The organism is Fodinibius halophilus (genome assembly GCF_011059105.1).
Taxonomy (GTDB): Bacteria; Bacteroidota; Rhodothermia; order Balneolales; family Balneolaceae; genus Fodinibius; species Fodinibius halophilus.
This window is the reverse complement of record NZ_JAALLS010000023.1, coordinates 23,722-48,439: the sequence shown is the minus strand read 5'-3', so window position 1 is coordinate 48,439 and position 24,718 is coordinate 23,722. Positions and strand designations below refer to the sequence as shown.

General features: G+C 40.9%; 12 protein-coding genes. 8 read left to right on the top strand and 4 right to left on the bottom strand.

Annotation, left to right across the window (positions count from 1 at the left end; all coding sequences use genetic code 11):
* The first annotated feature begins 743 nt into the window (after positions 1-743).
* Positions 744-1,352, top strand: a complete 609-nt coding sequence (locus G3569_RS15080) for a PEGA domain-containing protein (RefSeq protein ID WP_165270680.1) — start codon at positions 744-746, stop codon at positions 1,350-1,352.
* Positions 1,353-2,888, top strand: a complete 1,536-nt coding sequence (locus tag G3569_RS15075; RefSeq protein ID WP_165270678.1) for a lipoprotein N-acyltransferase Lnb domain-containing protein — start codon at positions 1,353-1,355, stop codon at positions 2,886-2,888.
* A 384-nt stretch (positions 2,889-3,272) separates the two neighbouring features.
* Here G3569_RS15075 and G3569_RS15070 read toward each other — a convergent pair whose 3' ends face one another.
* Positions 3,273-4,226 (bottom strand): helix-turn-helix transcriptional regulator, encoded by a 954-nt coding sequence (locus G3569_RS15070; protein ID WP_205720232.1) that lies wholly within the window; start codon positions 4,224-4,226, stop codon positions 3,273-3,275.
* 207 nt (positions 4,227-4,433) lie between these two features.
* Here G3569_RS15070 and G3569_RS15065 point away from each other — a divergent pair, with 207 nt between their 5' ends.
* Entirely contained in the window at positions 4,434-5,456 is a 1,023-nt protein-coding gene (locus tag G3569_RS15065; RefSeq protein ID WP_165270674.1) for a hypothetical protein, read from the top strand.
* Positions 5,457-5,687: 231 nt separating this feature from the next.
* A complete protein-coding gene (locus G3569_RS15060) occupies positions 5,688-6,791 on the top strand; it encodes a PD-(D/E)XK nuclease family protein (RefSeq protein ID WP_165270672.1) in 1,104 nt (367 codons plus the stop codon).
* A 173-nt stretch (positions 6,792-6,964) separates the two neighbouring features.
* On the opposite strand, the gene G3569_RS15055 is transcribed toward G3569_RS15060, so the two are convergent.
* The 3 genes from G3569_RS15055 to G3569_RS15045 form a co-directional block, all read right to left on the bottom strand.
* On the bottom strand, positions 6,965-7,780 hold the full coding sequence (locus G3569_RS15055; protein ID WP_205720231.1) for a nucleotidyl transferase AbiEii/AbiGii toxin family protein: 816 nt from the start codon (positions 7,778-7,780) through the stop codon (positions 6,965-6,967).
* Position 7,781: 1 nt separating this feature from the next.
* Positions 7,782-8,777, bottom strand: coding sequence for a type IV toxin-antitoxin system AbiEi family antitoxin (locus G3569_RS15050; RefSeq protein ID WP_165270668.1), 996 nt, complete (start codon positions 8,775-8,777; stop codon positions 7,782-7,784).
* Between the two features lie 771 nt (positions 8,778-9,548).
* Positions 9,549-9,896 (bottom strand): DUF3024 domain-containing protein, encoded by a 348-nt coding sequence (locus G3569_RS15045; protein ID WP_165270666.1) that lies wholly within the window; start codon positions 9,894-9,896, stop codon positions 9,549-9,551.
* A 391-nt stretch (positions 9,897-10,287) separates the two neighbouring features.
* Between G3569_RS15045 and G3569_RS15040 the strand changes: the two genes are divergently transcribed.
* From G3569_RS15040 to G3569_RS15025, 4 genes are read left to right on the top strand one after another with little or no spacing between them, the layout of a single operon-like run.
* The gene (locus tag G3569_RS15040; protein ID WP_165270664.1) at positions 10,288-12,840 is read left to right on the top strand and encodes a PEGA domain-containing protein; all 2,553 of its coding nucleotides are present in this window, start codon (positions 10,288-10,290) and stop codon (positions 12,838-12,840) included.
* A gap of 19 nt (positions 12,841-12,859) precedes the next feature.
* On the top strand, positions 12,860-13,822 hold the full coding sequence (locus G3569_RS15035) for a fibronectin type III domain-containing protein (protein WP_165270662.1): 963 nt from the start codon (positions 12,860-12,862) through the stop codon (positions 13,820-13,822).
* 32 nt (positions 13,823-13,854) lie between these two features.
* Positions 13,855-22,686, top strand: a complete 8,832-nt coding sequence (locus G3569_RS15030; protein ID WP_165270660.1) for an FG-GAP-like repeat-containing protein — start codon at positions 13,855-13,857, stop codon at positions 22,684-22,686.
* Between the two features lie 33 nt (positions 22,687-22,719).
* Complete coding sequence (locus G3569_RS15025) at positions 22,720-24,303, top strand: hypothetical protein (RefSeq protein WP_165270658.1); 1,584 nt, start codon at positions 22,720-22,722, stop codon at positions 24,301-24,303.
* The last annotated feature ends 415 nt before the right edge of the window (positions 24,304-24,718 follow it).

Sequence of the window (24,718 nt, the reverse complement as noted above, 5' to 3'; positions counted from 1 at the left end):
GGCTTGTTAAATTTCCCATGGGATGGTTTTTTCATATTGCCTTTCTAAGCGGCTTAAAATTAAAGAGGAGGTGGTTATCTTCTTGTTTTTTTGCCGATAATTCCCCTAACCAGATATTTAAAAAAGCATTTGTGGATCTTGAGAATAGAGAGGATCAATGATTCGTTAGAACGTGTTTTTTTAGTTTCAGATGATTAGCTTTTTCAGGAGATCAGTAATTTAGGGAAGAATTAACAATAGTACCTTATTGCAATTAACAAAATAAAGTTATTCACTCTGATAAATGTATTTAATAGGTAATTAAGGCTGATCTCATCGTTTTTTTGATAGTAATCATATTATAAAAATTAACAAGACGGTTGTATGATATTTAACAAAAGCCATTCATTTTGTTTGTTGGATATTGCAAAGAATTAATAGCTAGTATTCAGTTTCCTAATAAAATGCAGCAAGTTCACTTTTCGAAAGTGCAGGCCTAATTATACAGTGATTGACATCAAAAAATATTCACATAGAATATCATAATCACCTTATAAATAACAGGTTAGTCGTAACTCTCTATTGAGAGATTTACCATAGCAAATTCAGGAATTATTAATCTTTGGTAGTGTACTTTTAAATTAATAGTATTAGAAAAATTACACGTTGGCTTAATGGTTTTCATCGGGATGAATTACATTTTTCATGCAATTCTACGTTTGCTTTAAGCCCAAATTTATAATTAATACATCTACAGGAGAAAAATGATAAAACGTACACTATTATTACTAGGGATTTCTGCATCCATAATCATAGCAGGTTGTGCAACTTTAACAAAGGGAACAACACAAATAGTTACTATCAACTCTAACGTTGATGGTGCTGGAGTTTACTTAAATGGTGCTCAGATAGGGGAAACCCCTTTTGCCAGTAAGATTAAAAAGAACGAAGATGCCCTGGTTATTCGAAAAGAGGGGTATAAATCGCACACCTTAAGCTTATCAAAAAGTCTGGAGCCAATTTTTTGGGGTAATATAATAACCGGAGGTACACTGGGAAGTATTACTGATTGGATTAGTGGTGCGGCTTACTCATACTCACCATCCACATATCAAGTGGAACTTTACAAGAAAGGGGAGGGACAGGAAGCATTTTTAAATCGCTATGAGTTAAGACGTTATACCTTATTTAATATGACTGATATAGCTATTGATCTAGGTAATAATGGAGGCGATCATCTCGAAACGTTGATTGCTTTAGCCAGTTTACCGTATAACCAAGAATCAATAGATCTTATTAAGTCAAAGTTTGAAACAACCGATGGAAATGAAGTCCGTTTCGGTAAAGAGGTCGTTAAATTATTAGATGCATAGATGATTTATATCACCCGAAGGTGGATACTTTTATTGGTATCCGCCTTTTTTTTATTTCCACTTTTCACACATGCTCAAAACAAAACCGTAGTTTCCCAAAGCAGTTCAATCAATGAAGAGTTAGAGGGCAATTTTGACCAACTTTATTTAGTATTTGCGGGTCCATATCCGGCAAGTCCATCATCCACATTCGGACACCTTTTTCTCTTAGTAAAGTCTAAAGAAAATACGTCTACAAATCCGCAGATGTGGAAGGCCATAAATTTTGCTGCTGATGTAGAAGGCCATTCCGGGGCATCGACTCTATATAATGGTTTAGTTGGGAACCTTGATGGGAGCTTTGAAGAATTACCATTTTATAAGAAAATACGGGATTACTCTTATGGGGAATCACGTGATCTTTGGTTGTTTCCACTGAGGTTAAAGCCGGAAGAGAAAAAACGATTCGCAAAGTATCTCAACCAAGAACAAGGCTCCTCGAAACAATATCGATTTTCAGATAAGAATTGTGCCACCCGCATAAGTGAGGTGTTGCACTATACGCTTGGAGAAACCTATTCCAAAGAATTATTTGTATTACCTCAAGAGGTTCTAAGTAATGATTTTATTGCACCAAGGCTATCTGATCCGTTATGGATTGAAAATATTGAGGGCCAGCTAAATGATATTTTATCAGGCTATGATAGCAATGGTTTAACAAGGACCAATATCGATTCCTTATCGACTGAAGAAAAAGTACATTTTTTAAAGACTTTTGAGTGGCTTTATAATAATAAATCGGATCACATAGATACCGAAAAACAAGAATTGATCAGGAAGCTTAGATATGAAGTTGCCCAAAAGGAAACGGATTATAATTTCAGAAGTTTAAAAAGAGTCCCCTTTGCTATTCATCCCCCCGGACGAGTTGGCATTGATTATGGGTATACCCACAATGGATCAAGTGCTATGTTGGTGGATCTACGCCTTGGGCTTCATAGTTTTACTGATAGCTACAATACGTACCCGAAGTTTGATTATATCGATGTATTTCGAATTCGTTCGATGTTTTCTCAGACCGATATCTTAATTGATGAGTTTTGGTTATTCCAGCAGCTGAGCAGGCAACCCAAAAATGAATTTAATTCTCCATTATCATGGGGCTTAGGATTGGGTGGGAAAAGATTTACCTATAAAAACGAGTCCTTAATGGCCATGGGATTATACGCTGGTGTCGGTAAAACCTTTGCAATGGTTAAAGAGTATTGGGCTACGTCCTTTATGCTCTCTTTCAATCCCGTTTTCTTTGAAAAGGAAGGGGGAGAATTAATATTTAATCCCAAGATAGAAAATCGATTTTTCCCCTCACAAAAAGTGAAGGGTTCTTTTACTGTCAGTAATCCAATATTTCTCAAGTCCCAAACAGCGTTTGCCCCCAAATTTACCTTGAGAGGCGTTTATTCAATAACGAATAGCATCCAATTAGCTAGCACTATAGAACTGCAGGATATGCAATTGAGGGCGTTTGTGGGGATCTATGTGAATCTATCCTTATAGCAAAAACAGGATGACTAGAAACAGATGAATTGGGAACTATCCCCCAGAAACCACACTAACACACCTTGTCATTATCGCAGCTGATTAAAACCCAAGATATCATTTATTAACTGGTAATAGAACCGGCCAATAAACCGGCCATATATACATATTTTTGGGATATAATATTTTTGTAAGTTCATATATATCATGAACTTATCGCAAAAAAGGAATCGGCCATATGTCCGGCCAAATGACCGGTCAAAATAAGGAAGAGTAAGACTTTAATAAGTGGGCTTAAGCGAGAAAAGGCTACTCGTTGTCCTTCTTCTAAATAATGGGTTAATTGGCCTTAAAATGTCCAGTTAGCCTTAGTATTCAGCTCTTAAATAGCTAAGCCCCAAGTTATTTAAGAGGGGTTGGTTTCAGGACCTCCACCTGGTCTCCATAGCTTCTGATAAGCGCTCGTAGCTCATAATTAATCCGCAGATATAACTTTATGGTGATTGACTCATCATCTTGGTCAATTACCTCTTGGGAATCATGGATAGGTTTAGTCAGGATGTATTCAGATTGAGGATAGAAAAACTGAAGTATAATCTCTTGGGGATCTCCCACAAATCGGCTTACTCCTAAGGTGTGTTTAAAGATTTCCTCCCTGTCCCCGGAGAAATAACGATACTCGCCGCCTTTGTCAGTTTCAAGATCCTGGATGCGGTCTAGCCCAAAGATACGTTCCTCTTCGGTCTCCTCATCAAAACCATAGACGTACCACCGGTCATCGTACTCTTTAAGTAGATACGGATGCAGTCTCCGAGTTTTGGTGCTTTGGCCGCTAATAGATCGGTAGGTAATTACTATTACTTTCTTAAGTTCAATGGCATTTACCAGCGGCTGGATCCATGTAAGTCCTTCTACCTCAACGGGCTCTTCAAACTTAATATATTCTGATAAATCTCCCTTTAGTTGGTTTTCGACCTGGGCAAATGTAACTGCTCGTTCTATAAAATTTTTGAACCTGTTGAGATAAGGCAGAGCCCCGCTTTGATTTAACAAGGTCAGGGCAAATTGAGCTGATTCAATCTCTTCATATTCTACCGGGAACTTCTTGATGGTATAATTGGGATCATCATAGTAATACCCTCTATGTGAGCGTGAATACTTGATAGGAGCATCAAAGCCAAGATCAGCTGATTTCTTCATCGCTCGGATATCCTTTAGCAGCGTTTCTTTTGCTATTCTCTGATCAAGAACCCTTTCAATTACCTCCATTAGTTTCTTGGGAGATGGATATTTCATCGATCGCCTCGTTAAACATTCATCAATGACTTGGTATCGCAGGTAAGCTCTTTTAGACATAAAAACCAGTTAAATTAGTAAACAGTATTTATAATACGGTTTACCCTTTTACATTACAAGTGAACAATCACTAAGAAAAGATATTGATGTGGATGGTCCTATAACTTTAGCTGAAATATGTTCTAATAAAAGCAAAAACCGGGAATACCATTCTACACAAATTGGGTTCACAGAATCACAAGGTTAAAAGCACAAATAATTAGTAATATGTTAACCCATTTGCACAACTTATTTACTGAAACGACGCAACGTTCGACTTCGCCAACAGAACGGTTCATTGCAGGAGGATTAGTAGCTCTTCTAAATGAAAATGAAGAAATCAAAAGTGTTTTTTTGCAAGATGTTATTCAAATGAATATTTCAGAAGCCGTTATAAAGGCTGAAGTTTTATATCCGGAAGATGACTGTCTAGTTGATATTGAAATTGCTGGTTTTTCGACATTAATTTTTATCAAGCTCAATATAGATACCAAACAAGACGAAAACCAGCTGTGGAAGTATCACATTCTATTAAATAAACTCAAGCGAAAGCATAACGATTTAGAAGTTCGACTAATAAATCTTACCAAAGACTATGTTAAGGGGCTTGAAAGGCTGAGCTACGCTCGTAATCGTAAACTAGTCATTAATAGGATATTCTGGTCCCAAGTATGCGAAATGCTTTGCAAATTCAGTAGCTCAAATGCACTTGTAGATTCTTATTTACAGTTTCTCAACGAACTTAGATTAGGAGCGATGCGAGAGATGACGAAAGAGGACTTACAATCATTGACTCTCCTACCAGATTTATATGAAATGGTTCATGGAATGATGGAAGTTATTAAATCAGAGTTTCTAGAAACTTTTGAAGCATCTTTATTCAACCAATTAAAAGTGAAGAAGCGGTGGATTATCTTAAATAAGTCGGTTATTAAAGGAAAAGGTTATTCTGAAATTGGTCTAGGTATTTATCTTCGGAGCACTCCATGTATTAGGGCCCATATCTATGTAAGTAAATACCAAGACCAATATAATGAGATAGCATCTTATGCTTATAAATATTATGATCAAGAATATGTAGAGCAGACTAGAGAAGGCTTGGCTATTAAGTTCGAACAAACTCTTATACAATTGGTTGGGGATAAATCACCTAAAGATCGTCTGGTAGCTATAACAAAAGATCTTCTTGACGAAGTTAAAGTTGTGATTAGGGATTCACCGCATATAAAATGGAATTTGTCTAAGTTCTAAAGCAACGTGATGGCCGCTTGAAGGGAATGCACAAGTTTAAGAAGATTCAACCTGGAAAAGCTAAAAGAGATTGCCGAACAACTGGGGAGAGATATTCAGCCTGAAGAGCCGATGACATTGGCAGAAATTTGTGTTTCGAATGGGGCGTCTAATGGATATAAATCAAAGAATATTGGATTTGATGCCCCCATCATCTAAACTCCATTCAACTGAACAAAAGACATAGTTATAATGAGAATAACAGAAGATGAACTTACAAAAGTAAAAGAGTTATTATCGAAGTTTAAGGATCTGGATCCTATCCCGAAATATATGCCCACCATTTTTGAAATATCCGGGTATCCTCACTATGAGGATGTAATCAGTAACGTTCTTCAATTCTTTTTAAAATCTGACTATGATCACGGCTTCTCTTCGATATTTGTTGAATCACTGTTGGATACAGTAGATGGGGAGGAAAGCTCTAGCATGCCATCTGATTCTTCGGTATTGAACGTTGAAAGGGAAGTGACCACTAAAAAGAATAATCGGATTGACCTGGTCATAGAAACTGAGAATCGATGTATAGCAATCGAAAATAAAATCTATCATCATCTGTATCACAATGATCTACAGGATTATCAAGACTATATTAAGAGAGAATATCCAGATCACCAGTATACGTTTATTGTGTTATCACTGGGGCAAAAGGAAAAGCCTGAGGATTGGGAAGAGAATGAATTCAAATTTATAACCTATGATGCTTTTTTCGATCAGTTGGAAGGCAGGTTAGATGAGGTTATACCCAAAGCTGATGCTAAAGTTGGTATATATCTTAGAGACTTAATCAAGACCATTCGGAATATGAATAAAAGAACACAGCTAACAATGGAGTTTATAAATTTTCTGAGTGAAAATAGGGAGGAGGTTGAATCCCTTTATAACAATGCATTCAAGAAATTTAAAAAAGAAATTGAGGCCAAGGCTGATGAAGTGGAAGAATTAGTAACCTTAGAAGGTACCGGTTTTAGCTCTTCAACATACACCGAAAAAGGTAAACTTAAGTATGTCAGGTCTTTTCAAAGAGTGGTTAACTGGGAGGGAAGTGAATATAAAATACAGATTAAATTACGCCTTACACCTAAAGAATATCGGATGGAGATTTGGGATCGGAAGTCAACAGATGAAAAAATATTTCGCCAATTTATTGAAAGTAGGTTGGGAAGTGACATTGCAAATCGGGAAGGGCATAAAGACAATAGGTCGGGAAGTATAATAATTGAATATTTTGATTATGGGGAAAAGCCTGAGGAGGTAGCCGAAAAGTTAAATGATCTTATCCCCAAGTTAGCTTAATACTAGTGATAGACTTAGAGTTGTAACAAGAAACAGGTCGTATATAACCAAAGAGTGCATGTTCGCTTTTTCGTTTGTATTAGGTAGTGAGTTACTGCCTAATATTGTTCATTATTTCCTTACGTTCACGTTTCGTGAACATGTAAAATTAGTGAACAAAAGGGCAATAGTACTTACTGCTCTATGCCTTGTGCAATTCTATTAAACAACTCCTTTATTTTGTCGGTAGTAAATGATCCCCCTTGTGCTATCAACTCAGGAATTCTCTGATGATATTTTTTTGATAAAGAAAGAATATTCAATGTGCGATCTTGCAACGATTTATTTGAAACCAGCAAAGGTTTTAACTCTCGTCCTATTACGTGGGCAGCGATATCCTCCAACTCTAAATTTTCGTTATCAAATAGATCATTGTGTTTGTCGTAAATTAGCTTGTCCTCAATGTGAAAATAGTGGTGAATAATAATACCAACATCTTTGATGTCATGAGTACGTTTCTCCGGGCGGTCATCAAAGGCAATCAGTTTCAGTAATACAATTGAAGCAAGAGAAGCAATTTTAAAAGTAAGGCCTTCATCAGTTAAGATTGGTGCCAGACCTTCTTGGTATATCTCCTTAAAGCCATTAACGTGAACCTTTGTAAGTCCGTCTCCCTCCACTTCTACTGCTTCATCAATTTCCACGGATCCAAATGGCAGCAGGTCAACGGGATAACCATAGGGAGTCAGTAAGGCAAAGGCATTCGTTGATACTTCTTCAAAACCGTGCTCTTTGATAAGGATAGATTTTATCTCATCATAATCCCCGGATTCCGAAATAAATACTGCTAAATCAACATCTTTTGTAGCTCTGGATTGAATTTTCTCTTGAGCCAACCACATATCCTTTGCTAACGCACCAATGATATAAAAATCTACATCAAACTTTTGAAAAACTGTTTCGAGTGTTTGAATAACTTCCTCTAGCCCTTGATGATTAAAGCTAGACAACTTAATCTTGTATGAATTCGCCATATATTCTTTCAGCTATGTTAAAATTGCGTTCATCACCCGTCAAAATCAAGTCTGCGTAGATAGCCAAAGGCGGGGCAGTTTCATTCTCTGTTTTGGTATTCCAGAATGGCTCATAGACCTGGACAGTACCATCAGGATCAGGCTTTAGTCTAAATTTTTTCATTATATTAGCCTTGGTATGGGTGGTATAAAGAGTCAGATCCTGTGGCCTTAGCATTCCGGTTAGTAAATCTGCACCGGCCTCACCACCCCAGACTGTTTGGTCATCAAGTTCCATCTTTTTCCAATTAGCAGCCTCTTCTTTATCAATGAATGCAAACGTACCTTTATGTAGCTTAGGTTTTAGCTCTGTTTCATAGGCACCGATCCATTCATCAATTAATTCATCTTTGCGTACTAGCTGATTATTCTTTTCGTTCTTTTTAACTAGATAATTTCTCTTCTCAAGTCCATTGATAACATAACCGATGGTACCCAACGCAACATCTGCAGCTTCGGCGATTTCTCTATAGGTTTTTTGAAGCCACTTTTCATCGCGAAGAAATAGGAAGAGTACTTTTAAACCCGTTTTAGTAAAGGCTCGATCTTTTTCTTTTTTGACACGATAGGTCTTATTGTGGTCCACAAAAAGAAAGTGATCTTTGGTTCTGATATACATGTTACCAGCTCCATCAATCCAGTTGATTCCTTTATCTTTAAGCTTCTCTTTTATAGTGGGAAAAATTTGTCCTCCAATTAACAGAAATGGCTTATTGTTTTGTGCCAACTCATAAATTCTGGGTAGTTGGTGGGTTCGGACCTCTTTCTTGATTTCTGCAAAGAATTCTAATGTCTCATCTGGAAGGTGAAGCTTTATCTTTGCATCAACTTGATATCCATTTTGGATATACTTTTTCTGTTCCCCAATCTCTAGCTTAAATTGAGTTACCTTTTCTAGGTTTTCTTGTGTTATGGGAAATATATTGGCTTCCATATGTTCATTTTTTATTTATGTTCACGTTACGTGAACGAGGTAAATTAATGAACATGCGAGTTTTTTCCAATTAAAATAAGATAGGCAATACGCGCTACTCTGGAATATTCTGTTATTAAGTGACTCCCAAATAGGGGGATTTATACCCGCACAACTATCATCTGATTTAAAATACTTTATGAAGAGTCTTCACCAGTGATACGAAAAGTTGGTACATTAGTGGGTACACAATAGTCATAAATCGGCCTCTATAATCCATATGGCCAATTATGAACTACACTCATAATCGATTGGTCGCAGGTTCGAATCCTGCCGGGCCCACATTTATTACCCTCCCCTTCGACTTTAGCGATCTCGTATTACTTACTCCCACACAAGGCTTATGCCAGGTTTTAAGATCCGGTCCTCATGTTGCGAAGCAGTGCTTCGCGGTTCGAATCCTGCCGGGCCACTTTTCTTTACCTTCCAAGCTCTTTAAATAGTATAAAAATTAGCTAAAAAAGGGACCCAATATAGATCCGATCAAATAAACAGTGAAAAGAGTTGGGAGGAGAGCCAAAGTATATCTTGTCTGAGATGATGCCATGGTAAAAACTCCCAGTGCAGATACCCAAAGGGTACAGGGCTTTCTGGGAGCTCAGTCCAAAGGGGGCTTGGGGAGAGTGATAATTCGTTATATCAGAAAAATATAGGATGTCATTTTCTCAATTTGTATCACTTAAGCAGTGTATAAGAGGGGGTTAATACTTTCACTATATTTAGAACTGAAATTTATCCCCAAAAACAGGCATAGGGATCCTCTTTCAACTCCTCGATAAACTTTTCAAGTTTATCTGTTTGGGGTAATGGGTCATAACTGTGCCAATTCATATCAGCCCGTTGCCAATAAATCTTCCATATTTGCTGTCTTCTACCCCAAGTGATTTTAGCAGCCGGTATCTTCATCTTTTCCTTCGGTTGATCCAATTTGGGACGTATGGTATAGATGATGATACTTTGTTCTTTAATAGTATAACCAAGATCAATTTTAGGTCGAATCTTTTTGGGAGGTCTTTCTTCGTCGATGTAGGAGGCAATAATTGGCTCCCAATTTTTTAGTTCTTTTTGCCTGAATGCCATAGTAATGCTGTTTTTATATTGGTAAATATAGTATATAAGATATATACAAATTATTTGTCAATTCAAGGAGTTGTTTGGCTAAATGATTTAAACGATTTTTAGCCTGAATGTAGAAAGATCTATCGCAAGCAATACCTGTTTTGTTTGTAGAAAATGATCCAATAGCCTGCATTCAAGTAGTAAGTACAAAATGTGGCGAGCTTACTGTAGTATCAGCTGAAATGGAGATGGTGGAAATGGCTGATATACCGTTACTAATATTTAATGTGATTTTTAAAAGTAATTTGTGTAGAATAACTTTGATTGATTAGACAAAAGAGAGTTAATGTACGTTTGGCTTTAATATATTATCAAGGTGTTTAATATGGTAGCAGGGCATTTGGAATTGTATATGAAAAGTATACTGGTGGCCTTTCTGTGTTTATTTATTTTGAATCCTGTTGTTGCTCAAGATACAGTTCAAAACAGGGGGCTTATCATAAAAAAACAAGCTGGGGATGGTAATGATTTAGAATATTATCAAAACCATTATGCTGTAATTGTAGGCATTGATGATTACCAAAAAAATGAATTCTCTGATTTAAACTATGCTACAGCAGATGCGAGAAGCATTAAGGATCTTTTAGTCCGAAAGTTCAATTACAAGGAGAAAAATGTAAAATTATTATTAAATGAGGATGCCACCAAGTACAATATTTTATCATCTCTTTCAGCATTGAAGGATATAGAACGGAACTCCCAGGTTCTCTTTTACTTTGCCGGGCATGGGCAGACACTACAATTAGCATCAGGAGGAGAAATGGGAATTTTGGTTACCCATGATGCCAGCAATGAAGATTTATATGTTACTGGGTTACGAATGAAGGAGCTCAGTGATGTCACTAATTTGGTTGCCGGAAAGCATCAGTTATATATGGTAGATGCCTGTTATGGTGGATTGGCCGCTGTTACAAACAGGGGGGGAGACAAGCAAAGAAAACGCTATCTTAATTCCCTACTGCGAGCAGATGCTAGACAAATCATAACAGCCGGAGGTAAGGATGAACAAGTAATTGAGAAAGCAGTATGGGGACATAGTGCCTTTGCAAAAGTACTGTTGGATGGCCTTGGAAAAGAACTTGCAGACACTGATCAAAATAGGTTAATAACGGCAACTGAGCTTTCATCTTATATGAAGTCCCAAGTTTTTGCCCACAGTGGGGGGAGACAAAAACCAGTTTATCGGCGTTTTACGCCCGATGAAGGTGATTTTGTATTTAACTTAGAACAATCAAATCAAAGAGAAAGTAGAATAGTATTTAATTCAACACCGTCTAAAGCAGAAGTATTTATTGATGGGCAGAAAATTGGAACAACTCCAGTTAGCTATGAGACAGCGTATGGCACAAAAAATATTAGAATAAGTAAAGATGGATTTGTGGACTATTCTGAAAAAGTTGATATCTCAAATCCCGATTCAACTATTTATCCAACGCTTGATCGTGTCCAATCGAAGGTATTTATTTCTTCAAACGTTACTAATGCTGATATCTTCATAGACGGCAGAAAAGTTGGTACAACGCCTATGAGCTATGAGACTACTTACGGGTCTAAACAATTGACAATCAGAAAAGAGAGGTTCAATGAGCATTCTCAAAAAATAAATATTACAAGTCCCGATTCTAGTATTCATGCTGTTCTCAGTAAAGCGCGTTCCCAATTAAGTTTTTCTTCAAACGTATCTGAGGCTAATGTGTTTGTAAATGGAAGAAAAGTTGGTGTTACTCCTGTGACTTACGAAACCACCTATGGTCCTAAAGAGTTGAAGGTAACTAAGCAAGGATACCATGATTTTGTGCAAAAAATTAATGTCTCAACTCCTGATTCTATTATTAATGCAAAACTTAATAAAGCGTATTCGCAAGTAACAATTTCATCGAATGTTGCTGAGGCTAAAGTCGTGATAGATGGAGAGAATGTTGGGATAACACCATATTCGGGGTCGATTGAAACGGGTAGTGTTGAGTTAGTGGTCAAGAAAAGTGGCTATCTCCCCTACAAGGAATATGTGTTATTTTCTGACTCAACAGAGAAGATGGATATAGAGTTAGAAAGAGCAGCCTCATTTAGCATAACAAGCTCTCCTTCCGAAGCAAAAGTTTTCGTAAACGATTCGCTGCGAGGTGATACTCCTTTCAAAATTCAGGAGACCGATCCTGATGTATACCAAATTCGATTAGTTAAGGATGGGTACCCTGATGTTAAAAAGGAACTGGATCTGGAAAATAATTATCATAAGGAGTTGAATATTAATCTCAGAGACCATCTGGGTTCGTTACAGTTGATAGGTATTGAGGCAGATGCAGATGTGGAAATTACAGGCAATCATTTGTACGAATCCTCTGATAAACTACCGGCCACAGTTGAGTATCTGAGACCGGGGACCTATTCTGTAAGTATTAAAAAGAAGGGGTTTAAGTCTGTTAAAAAGACCATTCGCATTGATGATCAGCAAGAGAAGATCAATGTAATCAACGAATTGGAACCTAAATCTAAATTCGCATCGGTCGTCTGGTCATTATTTATTCCCGGTGGGGGGCAGTTTCATATGGGCAAAACCGGACGTGGAGCACTGTTCTTAATTGCAGGGGCTGCGAGTGCTGGTTATACCGTTAAGTCCACAATAGACTTTATGAACAGGGCAGATACATACGAAAATGCCCGGGCCGAATACAATAGTGCCGTTAGTGGCTTCGACCACAAGTATGAAATAATGCAAGAGGCTTACGAAGAGCGGAAGGCAGCCAAGGACAATCTTATGTTGGGGGCTGGTATTTTCTTGGGCGTGAAAGGTCTTGAATTACTTGATAACCTGTTATTTCGATCTCCCAAAAAACGCTTGGAAAAAGCCAAAATAGAATTTGAAGCTAAATCGAATGCAGTGGGGATGCGAATCAATTTTTAAAAAAAATCTTGAAGTTATAATGTCAGAGAGCAGTAAGTATTTATATCGTGGGGTACATAGGTTGGTGATAGTCGTGGTGATAGCTGCCATTGGATTACTATCCTGTGACATTGTTGATTCCGTACAAGAAGATCCTTCCGATCCTGATCGCGATAATCCAAGAGATCCTCAAAGTGAAAATGCCCAACCGCCCATTGCAAATATTACCTCTCATGATGCTACTCAGAGTTTTGTAATCAATAATCATACAGTTTCCATTAGCTGGGAACCTGATACTAGTGGTGTTGCTGAGAATATAGAATACCAGTATCGGCTGGCCCAACCCGGACAGGATATTGAAGATCAGCATTGGCAACCTTCGGGATGGATTTCTGATAATTCGATTGAGCTTTCCTATCTCGATGAATCTTTTCCGGGGGAGAATTACAATTTTCAGATTAAGGCTCGTTCAAGCGAGGATACGACGTTGGTGCAATCTGAGCCTTCCGAACTCGCCTTCTCCGTAAATGCAATATCTGATCGTGGAATTGTATTACAGCCCCGCAAGATTCAGCAAAATGAGTTCGGGTTATACTCAACTGAGCTTTGGCTGGATGAAATTGAAACCACTGATACTCTAACAGTTGTTCAAGCTGAAATTGAGATTCCGAGCAATCAATTGGAAGTCAAAAATATTGAGATATTTGCTGATGATCGGAGCTTGCTGTTAGATAGTGGAGGAGAGGTTACAGATATGGTGAGCATCGATCAGAATACAGGTCGTATATCTATTAGCATAGGGGTGTTGGGTGGGACTCCGGAAAAAATAGAAGGGTATGGAAAGATCGGTCAGATTACCTTCACTGAAACGGGAACTGCTGATTCCGTTTCGGAAATCGCTATCCAGCCGGGAAGCATTTTTTTCAATGGTGCAGGAGAATCACTGGGCATTGCTGAAAGTAATCTTGATTCCGGAATTTTTATGATCAATAGTGACAATTAAAATTAATGCTAACTTAAGCCTTCTTCATCTAGATGAATAGCAAAGTACGTAAGGTTACTTTCCTGACAGTGTTATTGGGATTGGCTTGTCTGCAACCGGCTATTGGACAAACGTTATTTAGTCCCCAACAGATTATATCTACCAACGTCGATTCAGCTGAGTCGGTTCATGCAGCTGATCTGGATGGGGACGGCTTTCAAGATGTGATTTCGGCCTCGTATAGCTATGATGAAATTGCTTGGTATAAGAATGACGGAACTGGAAATTTTGGGTCAAAGCAAGTAATAACAACAAATGCAGAAGGTGGCCAGTCTGTCTATGTAGCTGATCTTGATGGAGATGGAGATCAAGATGTGCTTTCAGCTTCTTCAATTGACGATAAGATTGCGTGGTATGAGAATGATGGGGCCGGAAATTTTGGATCCCAACAGATAATTACTACCAGTGCCGATGGAGCAGTAGATGTTTATGTGGCTGATTTGGATGGGGATGGAGCTGTGGATGTACTATCAGCTTCCTACGTTGATGACAAGATAGCATGGTATCAAAATGATGGTTCCGGAGTATTTGGTTCGCAGCAAGTAATAACGACGAATGCCGACGGGGCTCAAAAGGTTTATGCGGCTGATCTTGATGGGGATGGAAGTCCTGATGTTCTTTCAGCTTCAGGTATCGATGATAAGATTGCCTGGTATGCCAATGATGGAAATGGAAATTTTGATTCACAGCAGGTAATCACAACCAATACAGATGGGGCATGGGGCGTTTTTGCTGCGGATCTTAATGGAGATGGCAGTCAGGATGTGTTATCGGCTTCACAATATGATAATACGATTGCCTGGTATAAAAATGACGGGACCGGAACTTTTGGTCCCCAACAGGTTATTACAACAAATGCAGCCCGGGTTTTGAAAGTTTATGCAACAGATTTAAACGGTGACGGCAGCCAGGATGTGCTTTCAGCTTCGCGTGCGGATGATAAGATAGCGTGGTATAAAAATGACGGTTCAGGAAGCTTTGGCTCGCAACAGGTAATTACGACGAATGCCGAAGCAGCTCAATCGGTATATACCGAAGATCTTGATAACGATGGGGATGAAGATGTGCTTTCAGCATCATATGATGATGACAAAATTGCCTGGTATGAGAATGATCCGCCTCCCAGAAATATTATCCTCGGTATGCCTGAAGATTCAACCTTTCGTCGGTCGGCTGCTCCCAATGATACTATCACCGTAGGATATAGCTATTCCGAAATTAAGCCGGACTCTATGACGGTTATCTTTGCAAACCAAGCATCTGGAGATAGTGCGAGTTATGGTATTAATGATAGTAGTTATCCTGGAGACAAAACTCTTAAGACTACGACACTTGATCTTTCTAGTCCCCAAAGTATATCCGGTAATGGGTTACAAGATGGCACTACCTATGATATAACCATAACGGCAACTGATTCCTCGGCTCAGACGACTGATACAACATTGACAGATCGTTTGACAATTGATGAGACAGCACCAATTCTCGACAATGCAACTGTAAAAAGTGACAGTCTTTGGCTTGACTATAATGATGTTCTTGATTCCACCTCTGTACCGGCAACAAGTTCTTTTGAGGTAAGGGTCAATGGTTCAGTTGCAACTCTGGGATCAACCGAAATTATCTCTGATACAACAGTTATTTTGCTCTCCACTGCAGTTAAGGTGCAGGATAGTGTAGTTGTAGATTATACAGCCGGATCTGCACCACTGCGGGATAGGGCATTAAATCAGGCAGCAAATTTTTCTGCACAGTCTGTTACTAATATTACTGAAGATACAACCCCGCCCGATGTACCTACGGCACTTACCGCAAGCGCAACGGTGGACAGTGTACGTCTCTCTTGGACGGGGGCAGATTCATCGGATATATCCGTTTATCATATTTACCGAGAAATGATGCAGATAGATTCAACAGCGGGTCCAGCTAATTATTCGGCTATTGATACGGTAAACGCCCCCACTACCACGTATATCGATTCAGCAGTTACACCAGGAGCAAGTTACTATTATCGCATTGCAGCAGTAGATACAGCGAGCAATGAAAGTGGATTCTCCAATGAAGCAGAGACAGATATTCCACCACCGGGACTTGCAGAAATAAAACCCCAAAGCGGCGCTGTTGGAACGACCGTCCGAATCTATGGAGTTGGTTTCAGTACAGTAACGACTGATAATGAAGTTACCTTTGGTAATGTTAGTGCAACGGTAGACAGTGCATCAAGCAGAGTATTGTATGTGCAGGTGCCATCAGGAATTTCCGGTCCGACTTCTGTTTCTGTAGCAGTGCATGATACTACAATGACTGGCTCTGAAACGTTTGTTGGGATAACAGGCGGAATTGAAATTTTCAGTAATATTGAAGCGGCCTTCACGGGAGTCGATCAGAGTTCATCAAATTGGGGAGATTACGATGGAGATGGCGATCTTGATCTTGTTATTACCGGCTATGACGGAAGTGATCAAATAGCTAAAATATATCAAAATGACAATGGTACCTTTACCAATATTAATGCGGGATTGTCCGGCGTTAATAATGGTTCTTCGGATTGGGGAGATTATGACGGGGATGGCGACCTCGATCTTTTAATTACCGGCAGGGATAATAATGACAATCGAATTGCCACAATTTATCGCAATGATGGAAACGATACATTCACCGACATTGGAGTAGGATTGACAGGCGTGGATGTTAGTTCCTCGGAATGGGGAGACTACGATGGGGATGGAGATCTCGATTTGGTTATTACTGGCGATACTGGGAATAATTTGTTAACCACAATCTATAGAAACGACGGAGAGGGAGTATTTACAGATATAAGTGCTGGATTGACAGGGGTACGAAGTGGTTCCTCGAACTGGGGGGATTATGACGGAGACGGTGATTTAGACCTTGTAATTACCGGCTATGATGGAAGTAATCGAATAGCTGCGATCTACCGTAACGAAGGGAATGGCGTATTTACAGCAATTGGGGCCGGTCTTACAGTAGTTCGGCGAAGCTCTTTGGATTGGGGAGATTATGATGCAGATGGTGATCTTGATCTGGTAATTACGGGTGAGGGAAACAGTGGCACTCAGAATAGTGCCATTTACCGCAATGATGGAGGGGGGACCTTTACCAATATTGGTGCGGGACTAAATGGAGTTATCGATGGTTCCTCGAATTGGGGTGACTTTGATGGGGACGGCGATCTTGACTTGGTTGTTACGGGGCATGACGGGAACACTCAAATAGCTGCTATTTACCGTAATGACAGCAGTACTTTTACCAATATTAATGCCGGATTAACCGGAGTAAACAATGGTTCTTCCAGTTGGGGGGATTACGATGGAGATGGCGATCTTGATCTGAGTATTACCGGCAAAGACACTGATGCCAACCAGTTAGCTATAATCTATGAAAATGGTGATATTGTTCCGCCTGATGTACCGACGGCCCTGGCAGGTAGTGCCACCCGAGACAGCGTAAGTCTCTCCTGGACGGGTTCGGATTCCTCCGATGTGTCTTCCTATCGTATTTATCGGGAGACGACTGCCATTGATTCGACTGCCGGGCCGGCCGCATATACGGCACTTGATACGGTTTCTGTCCCTGCTACTTCCTATACTGACTCATCGATTACAACGGGCAATACCTACCACTACCGCATAGCAGCAACAGATACCGCTGGGAATGTGAGCGGTTTCTCCAATGAAGCTCAAATAAATACTCCAACATTACGAGTGACTGCTATCGAGCCAAAAAGCGGTGCAGCCGGGACGATAACACGTATATACGGGTCGGGCTTTAGTCTCACAGCCACTAATAACGAGGTGAAATTTGGTGAATCAGTTGCTACCGTAGACAGCGCAAAGAGTTCTGTGCTTTATGCAAAGGTTCCAAGTAATGCTTCTGGACTAACGAAAATATCGGTCTCAGTGGAGGGGAGCACTGTTACAGGATCGGAAACCTTTACAGCTGTAACGGGAGGGTCGGAGCTCTTTGGTGCTATTGAATCTGGACTGACTGCTGTGGAATCTAGTTCTTCGGCGTGGGGTGACTATGACGGGGATGGGGACCAGGATCTGGTAATTGCCGGCCGTGATACTAATTCTAACCCAACAGCCACCATTTACCGCAACGATGGCAGTGGCACGTTTACCGCACTAGGGACTGGGCTAACTGGTGTATTTAGAAGTTCCTCGGATTGGGGTGACTATGATGGAGATGGGGACCTGGATTTAGTGATAACCGGAATAGATGCCAATTCCACTGGGAACAAAACAGCTATCATCTACCGCAACGACGGGGGCGGCACTTTCGCTGCCATCGGCGCTGGACTGATAGGTGTGGACTTCGGTTCCTCGGACTGGGGCGACTATGACGGGGACGGTGATCTGGATCTTTTAATTACCGGCCGGGATAATAATGACAATAGAGTTGCCACCATTTATCGCAACGACGGAGGAGGGATTTTTACTGATATTGGGGCGGGTCTAACAGGCGTTGATCTTAGTTCCTCGGACTGGGGCGACTATGATGGGGACGGAGACCTGGACTTGGTGGTGACCGGCCGAGATGTCACTGGGAACAAAACAGCCATCATCTACCGCAACGACGGAAGTGGCACGTTCACTGACATTGGCGCTGGACTGACTGGTGTGGACTTTGGTTCCTCGAATTGGGGCGACTATGACGGGGACGGTGATCTGGATCTAGTAATTACAGGAGAGGGCGATGGTGGTACCCAGATGAGCACAATCTATCGTAACGATGGAGGGGGCACCTTTACTGACATTGGCGCCGGGTTGACTGGTGTAGATGGGAGTTCTTCGGATTGGGGAGACTTTGATGGAGACGGTGATCTGGACTTGGTGGTAATCGGAAGTGCCAGTGGGGGCGAGATAGCCACCATTTACCGCAACGATGGTAGGGGCATGTTTTCTGCACTCGGGGCCGGGTTGACCGGGGTGGCATCTAGTTCTTCGGCCTGGGCCGATTACGACGGAGACGGGGACCTAGATCTGGTGGTGACCGGCGATGATGAGAATAGTAACAATTCGGCCACAATTTACGAAAATGGCGATATTGTTCCGCCTGATGTACCAACGGCCCTGGCAGGTAGTGCCACTCGAGATGGTGTGAGTCTCTCTTGGATAGCATCAGACTCCTCGGATGTGTCCGCGTATCATATTTACCGGGAATCGAGTGGAATTGACTCTACAGCCGGGCCATCAAATTTTACAGCTCTCGACACTGTTGACGTTCTAGATACATCATATATCGATTCGACAATTGCGGCAGCTACTACCTACCACTATCGTATAACAGCAGTAGATACGGCTGGCAACGTGAGTGGTTTCTCCAATGAAGCTCAAGTAACGACACCTTCTTTACGATTGACAACGCATGAGCCAAAGAGTGGTGCCGAAGGTACAAGCGTTCGTATCTACGGATCTAGTTTTAACACTACGGCAGTTGGAAATGTTGTAAAATTTGGACAAGCCACCGCGACGGTTGATAGTGCAAAAAGATCAGTGCTTTATACAAAAGTACCCAATGGTATTTATGGACCGGTTGAATTATCAGTAGCTGCAAATGATACTATAGTAGTGGGAACAGAACGTTTTATTGGGATAAGAGGTGGTAGTAGTTCATTTGAGACTATTGGCGCGGGGTTGACGGGTGTGAATGGTAGCTCCTCGGCGTGGGGCGACTTTGACGGGGATGGGAATCTGGATCTGGTAGTGACCGGTGATGATGTCAATGGTAACCCAACGGCCGCGATTTACCGCAATGATGGGAATGGCACCTTTACTGATATAGGAGCGGGACTGACCGACGTGGACTTTAGTTCCTCAGATTGGGGCGACTATGACGGGGATGGGAAGCTGGATCTGGTGGTGATCGGACGAAATGTCAACGGTAACCCAACGGCCATAATTTACCGCAACGACGGCAATGGCACCTTTACTGATATCGGAGCGGGACTGACCGGCGTGGACTTTAGTTCCTCAGATTGGGGCGACTATGATGGAGATGGCGACCTGGATCTGGTCGTGACCGGACGGGATGTCAACGGTAACCCAACCACCATGATATATCGCAATGACGGGGGCGGCACGTTTTCTACCATCGGGGCCGGGCTGGCTGGAGTGGAAGATGGTTCTTCCGACTGGGGAGATTATGATGGAGATGGTGACCTGGACTTGGTCGTGACCGGACAGGATGACAATTTTAATTCAACGGCCATGATATATCGCAATGATGGGGGCGGCACGTTTTCTTTCGTAGGCGCCGGGCTGACCGGGGTGGAAGGTGGTTCTTCGGCCTGGGGAGATTATGACGGAGATGGCGACCTGGATCTGGTCGTGACCGGACGGGATGTCAACGGTAACCCAACAACCATGATATATCGCAATGACGGGGGCGGCACGTTTTCTACCATCGGGGCCGGGCTGGCCGGGGTGGAAGGTGGTTCTTCCGACTGGGGAGATTATGATGGAGATGGTGACCTGGACTTGGTCGTGACCGGACAGGATGTCAACGGTAACCCAACAACCATGATATATCGCAATGACGGGGGCGGCACGTTTTCTGCCATCGGTGCCGGGCTGGCCGGGGTGGAAGATGGTTCTTCCGACTGGGGCGACTATGACGGGGACGGGGACCTTGATTTGGTGGTGACCGGAGTGGATGGAAGCGGCAATGAAACGGCTGCAATTTACCAAAACGGAGGTGGAGATATTACCCCTCCTGATGTACCAACTGCTCTAGCAGCAAGTCCTACCCCGGATAGCGTGAATATTTCTTGGACGGCATCCGATTCGGCGGATGTGGCTTCCTATCATATCTACCGGGAGACAACCGCCATTGACTCGACGGCCGGCCCGGGAAATTATGCAATCTTTGATACTGTAGAAGTTTCCTCAACTACTTATACAGATACTACAGTTACTGAAAATGGTACTTATTATTATAGAATATCAGCAGCAGATACAGCAGGAAATGAAAGTGATTTCTCAAATGAAGTTGAGGTATTAGCAACAGATGTTACACCACCTTCGCCGCCTATTAATATTATGAGCAAAGCAGGTGTAGACAGTATCAATGTATCTTGGGTAGAGGTAAATGCAGCGGACCTGTTGCAGTACAAGGTGTATCGAGATACTTCTCCGATTGATTCAGTATCGGGATTAAGTGCTCATACACCTGTCGATAGTGTAAGGCAGGATACACACTTTGTAGATACCAATATTGAAAGTGGCAAAACCTATTATTTTCGTATAACAGCCGTAGATAGCTCTAGTAATGAGAGTGGTTTTTCTAGGCAGACTTCAGTTTGGGTACCAACGGCACCTACACTACAACTTGAAGAATTCGGTCCCGACTCATTAGTTTCTTATCAATACAACCGGAAAATATTCTTTAAATTTAGTCATTTGCTGGATACTGCATCTATTGGAAATGGAAACGGTGCTATCAGGCTGAATGGATCGCTAAGCGGAGAAGATATTCCCTTTGATTATAATCTTACGTCTGATGGTACGGGATTTAAAATTGAACCCGATTCCAGTTTTTATGGTACGGAAACGCTGACAGTAGAAATACATACCGGTCCTGATGGAATTAAAAGTACTACGGGAAAAGAATTCGACGGAAATCAAAATGAAAAGGTGGAAGCCTCTTCTATTGATGACTTCTCCTTTACCTTTGAAATGTCAATACCGGGCGATTTTGATGCTAATTCAGAAGTGAATTTTGATGATCTGACTAAGTTGCGTTCCGTTTGGAATAATGACTACGCGAAAGAGCTGGGACCGGTAACCGGTACTTTCCCGGCACTGAGGGTGCAGCCCGACAGTACGTTTGATGGTTTCGATCTGGTCACCTTTATCCGTTACTGGAACTATACACTTTCCAATGATTCCGGAAGTTCAAATGGAGTTTCCGCTAAAGCAGACTCTGGAAAATCGGTTGGTAAACCCGGAAAATTTGTGAATAAAAAGGATGTAATAGAACAGGATAATAGCTCCCCATCATCTTCAAAAGAAGACGTTGATAATGTGCTGACGAAACGGAAAGACCGTATGAAGTCTGCAACCCAAAATGAATTTAGCTATATCAATATTTCAACCAGTACTTATGGGGATGAGTACCAGGATGCCCGTAGTAGTGCCAAATCATCGCAGATGGTAGAATACGATTTGCTGGTAGATTATCCCGATAATTTATTGGGAATAGAGCTGGTAGTTGAATATGATCCGTCCAATTTTTCCCTTAAACATATAGAGAGTAGGCAACTGTTCGACGACGTTGAGAACGGTAAGACGGTCTTTGTTTCGCACATCGACAGTTCGAAAGGGCTGGCTGTTATTAATGTTGCCAACTTTGGTCAGCTGCAAGAGGGGCATCAGGATGACTCGTTAGCCACATTACGTTTTGAGGTTAGGAGAAGTAATACCGATGACATACAATTTGGATATGATATTCGAAATAAAAATAATAAAAGTGAAGTGGCTTGGTCGGGTATTTCGGAAGGAACCAAGATGGATTTACCTCAGGAAATTGTACTGGAGGATAATTATCCAAATCCATTTAATCCCCAGACAACTATTCAGTACCAAATTCCAGAACAGAGTACTGTTCAGGTTAAGATTTATGATGTATTAGGCAGAAGAGTAGCTACGCTTATTGATAAAGACATTTCACCGGGTAGCTATAGATTGCGTTTTAATGCAGAACAACATTTGGCCAGCGGGGTCTACTTTTATGTGCTTGACGGCAAAACGCTGACCGATGGCCGGAAATTCCGAAAAGTCAAGAAAATGCTGCTTCTCAAGTAATTTTATATTTGGTTTTCAAGTAAATAAAATACAATGAAGATTTTGTGCTCAAAAAAGTGGTTGGCCCGGTTGGTATTTTTAAGTGTATTTATTCTGCTGGGGAACTATTGTTACGGGAAACAGGAACAGCCAGAGTGGGTACAAAACTATGGCACAAAGACTCCAAGTTTGGGTAGTGGCTACATTATCGGCTTTGGGATGAGGGCTTTAGATGGAGCAAAGGAAGAGGCTTTAGCAGATGCCAAAACACAGGCTACGGGCGATTTGAGTCGCAAAGTACAGGTGTCTGTTCAGACTACGGTTACTTCGGAAGTTAATGAAACAGAGGAAACGATTTCCAGCAGTTTTAATTCGGTAAGCCATACAATTAGTAATCTTGAATTGAAGGGAATCAGTTTTAAGATTGCAAGTGAAGATGAAATGATTTACGCACTGGCTTATCTGGATAGAGATAAGGCTGTTGCACAATACCGGGAAAAAGCGAAACAGACGCTTGAAAGGATACGAACGATACATAATCAAGCTTCTGATTTTGAACAAAAAGGAAATACTAGTGAAGCCATTGAGCAGTATGTTCGGCTATATCCACTTTACAAGAGCTATTATGAGCAATATGCTATTGCAAATACGCTGTCTGGCAGTGAGTCAAAAGCGTTTGATGAGCTTACTTTTGAAACAGGAGGTGATGATAGCAATTCTTTAGTGAATCCCAGACAACTAGTAGCTCAAGAGAACGAAGTACGTAAAAAGATTAAGAAACTGACTCAAAAACCGGTAGGATCACTATCTGATGCATTAGAAGTGTTGGTAAATCAGCTTAAGATGCAGCAAGTGGAAATCGCAAATAATCAAGTCCGCAATTTCAGATATCAGGAGTCTGATTTTTCCAGTGAATTTGGTTCATATGTAGGGCAAAGTTTGCAACGTAAGATCTTATCAGCTTTTCAAAATAGTAAATCATCATCAAAAACAATTACCCAGGGGTACTATTGGGATTTGGGAGAAGAGATTGAGATGTCGGTTACTGTTAATACAGAGCAAGGCCAGAGGGTAGCCGGTGCCGAAGTACGACTGCCTAAATCGGGTGTGCCAGAAAAGCTTGAATTGAAACCACAAAACCATGAACAAGCACTTAAAACCAAAGAAGCCCTTTCTGAGGGTGCAATTGTTGATGGGGGAATTAATGTAGAGGTAATGAGCGATAAAGGTAGTAACGGAAGCAGTATCGTGCTTAATGATGGTGAGGATATTAATTTCTATTTTCGCGTAAACCAACCTTCTTTTTTGAGGTTAACTTATATATTGGCCAATGGGATGAAAGTTATGCTCTGGGATTCGTATTACATTGGCACTGACCGAGTCAATAAAGTAGTTGCTTTTCCACATACTTTTGAAGCAGCCCCCCCCTTGGGAGTAGAACGATTAATTGTAACTGCTTATAGCAAACAACCACCAAAGCAGAATATTGTAAGAAAGACAATAAATGGGCAGGTATATAAGGTGATCCCTGATGAAGTTTCTGAGATGGTAGCACAGACAAGAGGTCTTAAGGTGAAAGGGGATAAGATGATGAGAGTGGGGATGGATGATTTATCAATAACAACGATCTCCAAATAAACGATTTGTTTTTTCTACCCCTCGCTCAGCATATTGAATGGAAATAGAATGCTTTCGCTTCATTTACGGTTTCCTATTGGTATTGCAGAAAAGGTAGTCTGCAATTAAGAATATAAGACAGTTAGCATATATTGTAGTGAGCTTACATTTTCTATGCTTTATTACAATTTAAGAGCTTAAAAAATATTCAAGCTGTTGAACGTATGCTTTAATAAATAATGCCTTGGCTTCTACAATCTACGAAGGCTAATATGCGGAGTATATTGTTGGTCTATTTTGTCTTATCAGAAAAACAGAAATTCAATTCGTGAGTTTCCGGGGCCTCCCGTCGCTGACGCTCTGAGGCGTAAAAAGGTCGAATAGCTTTGCCGACGTAGGTTTTTATTCAGTACAATAGGTCGGAATACCCAAAATG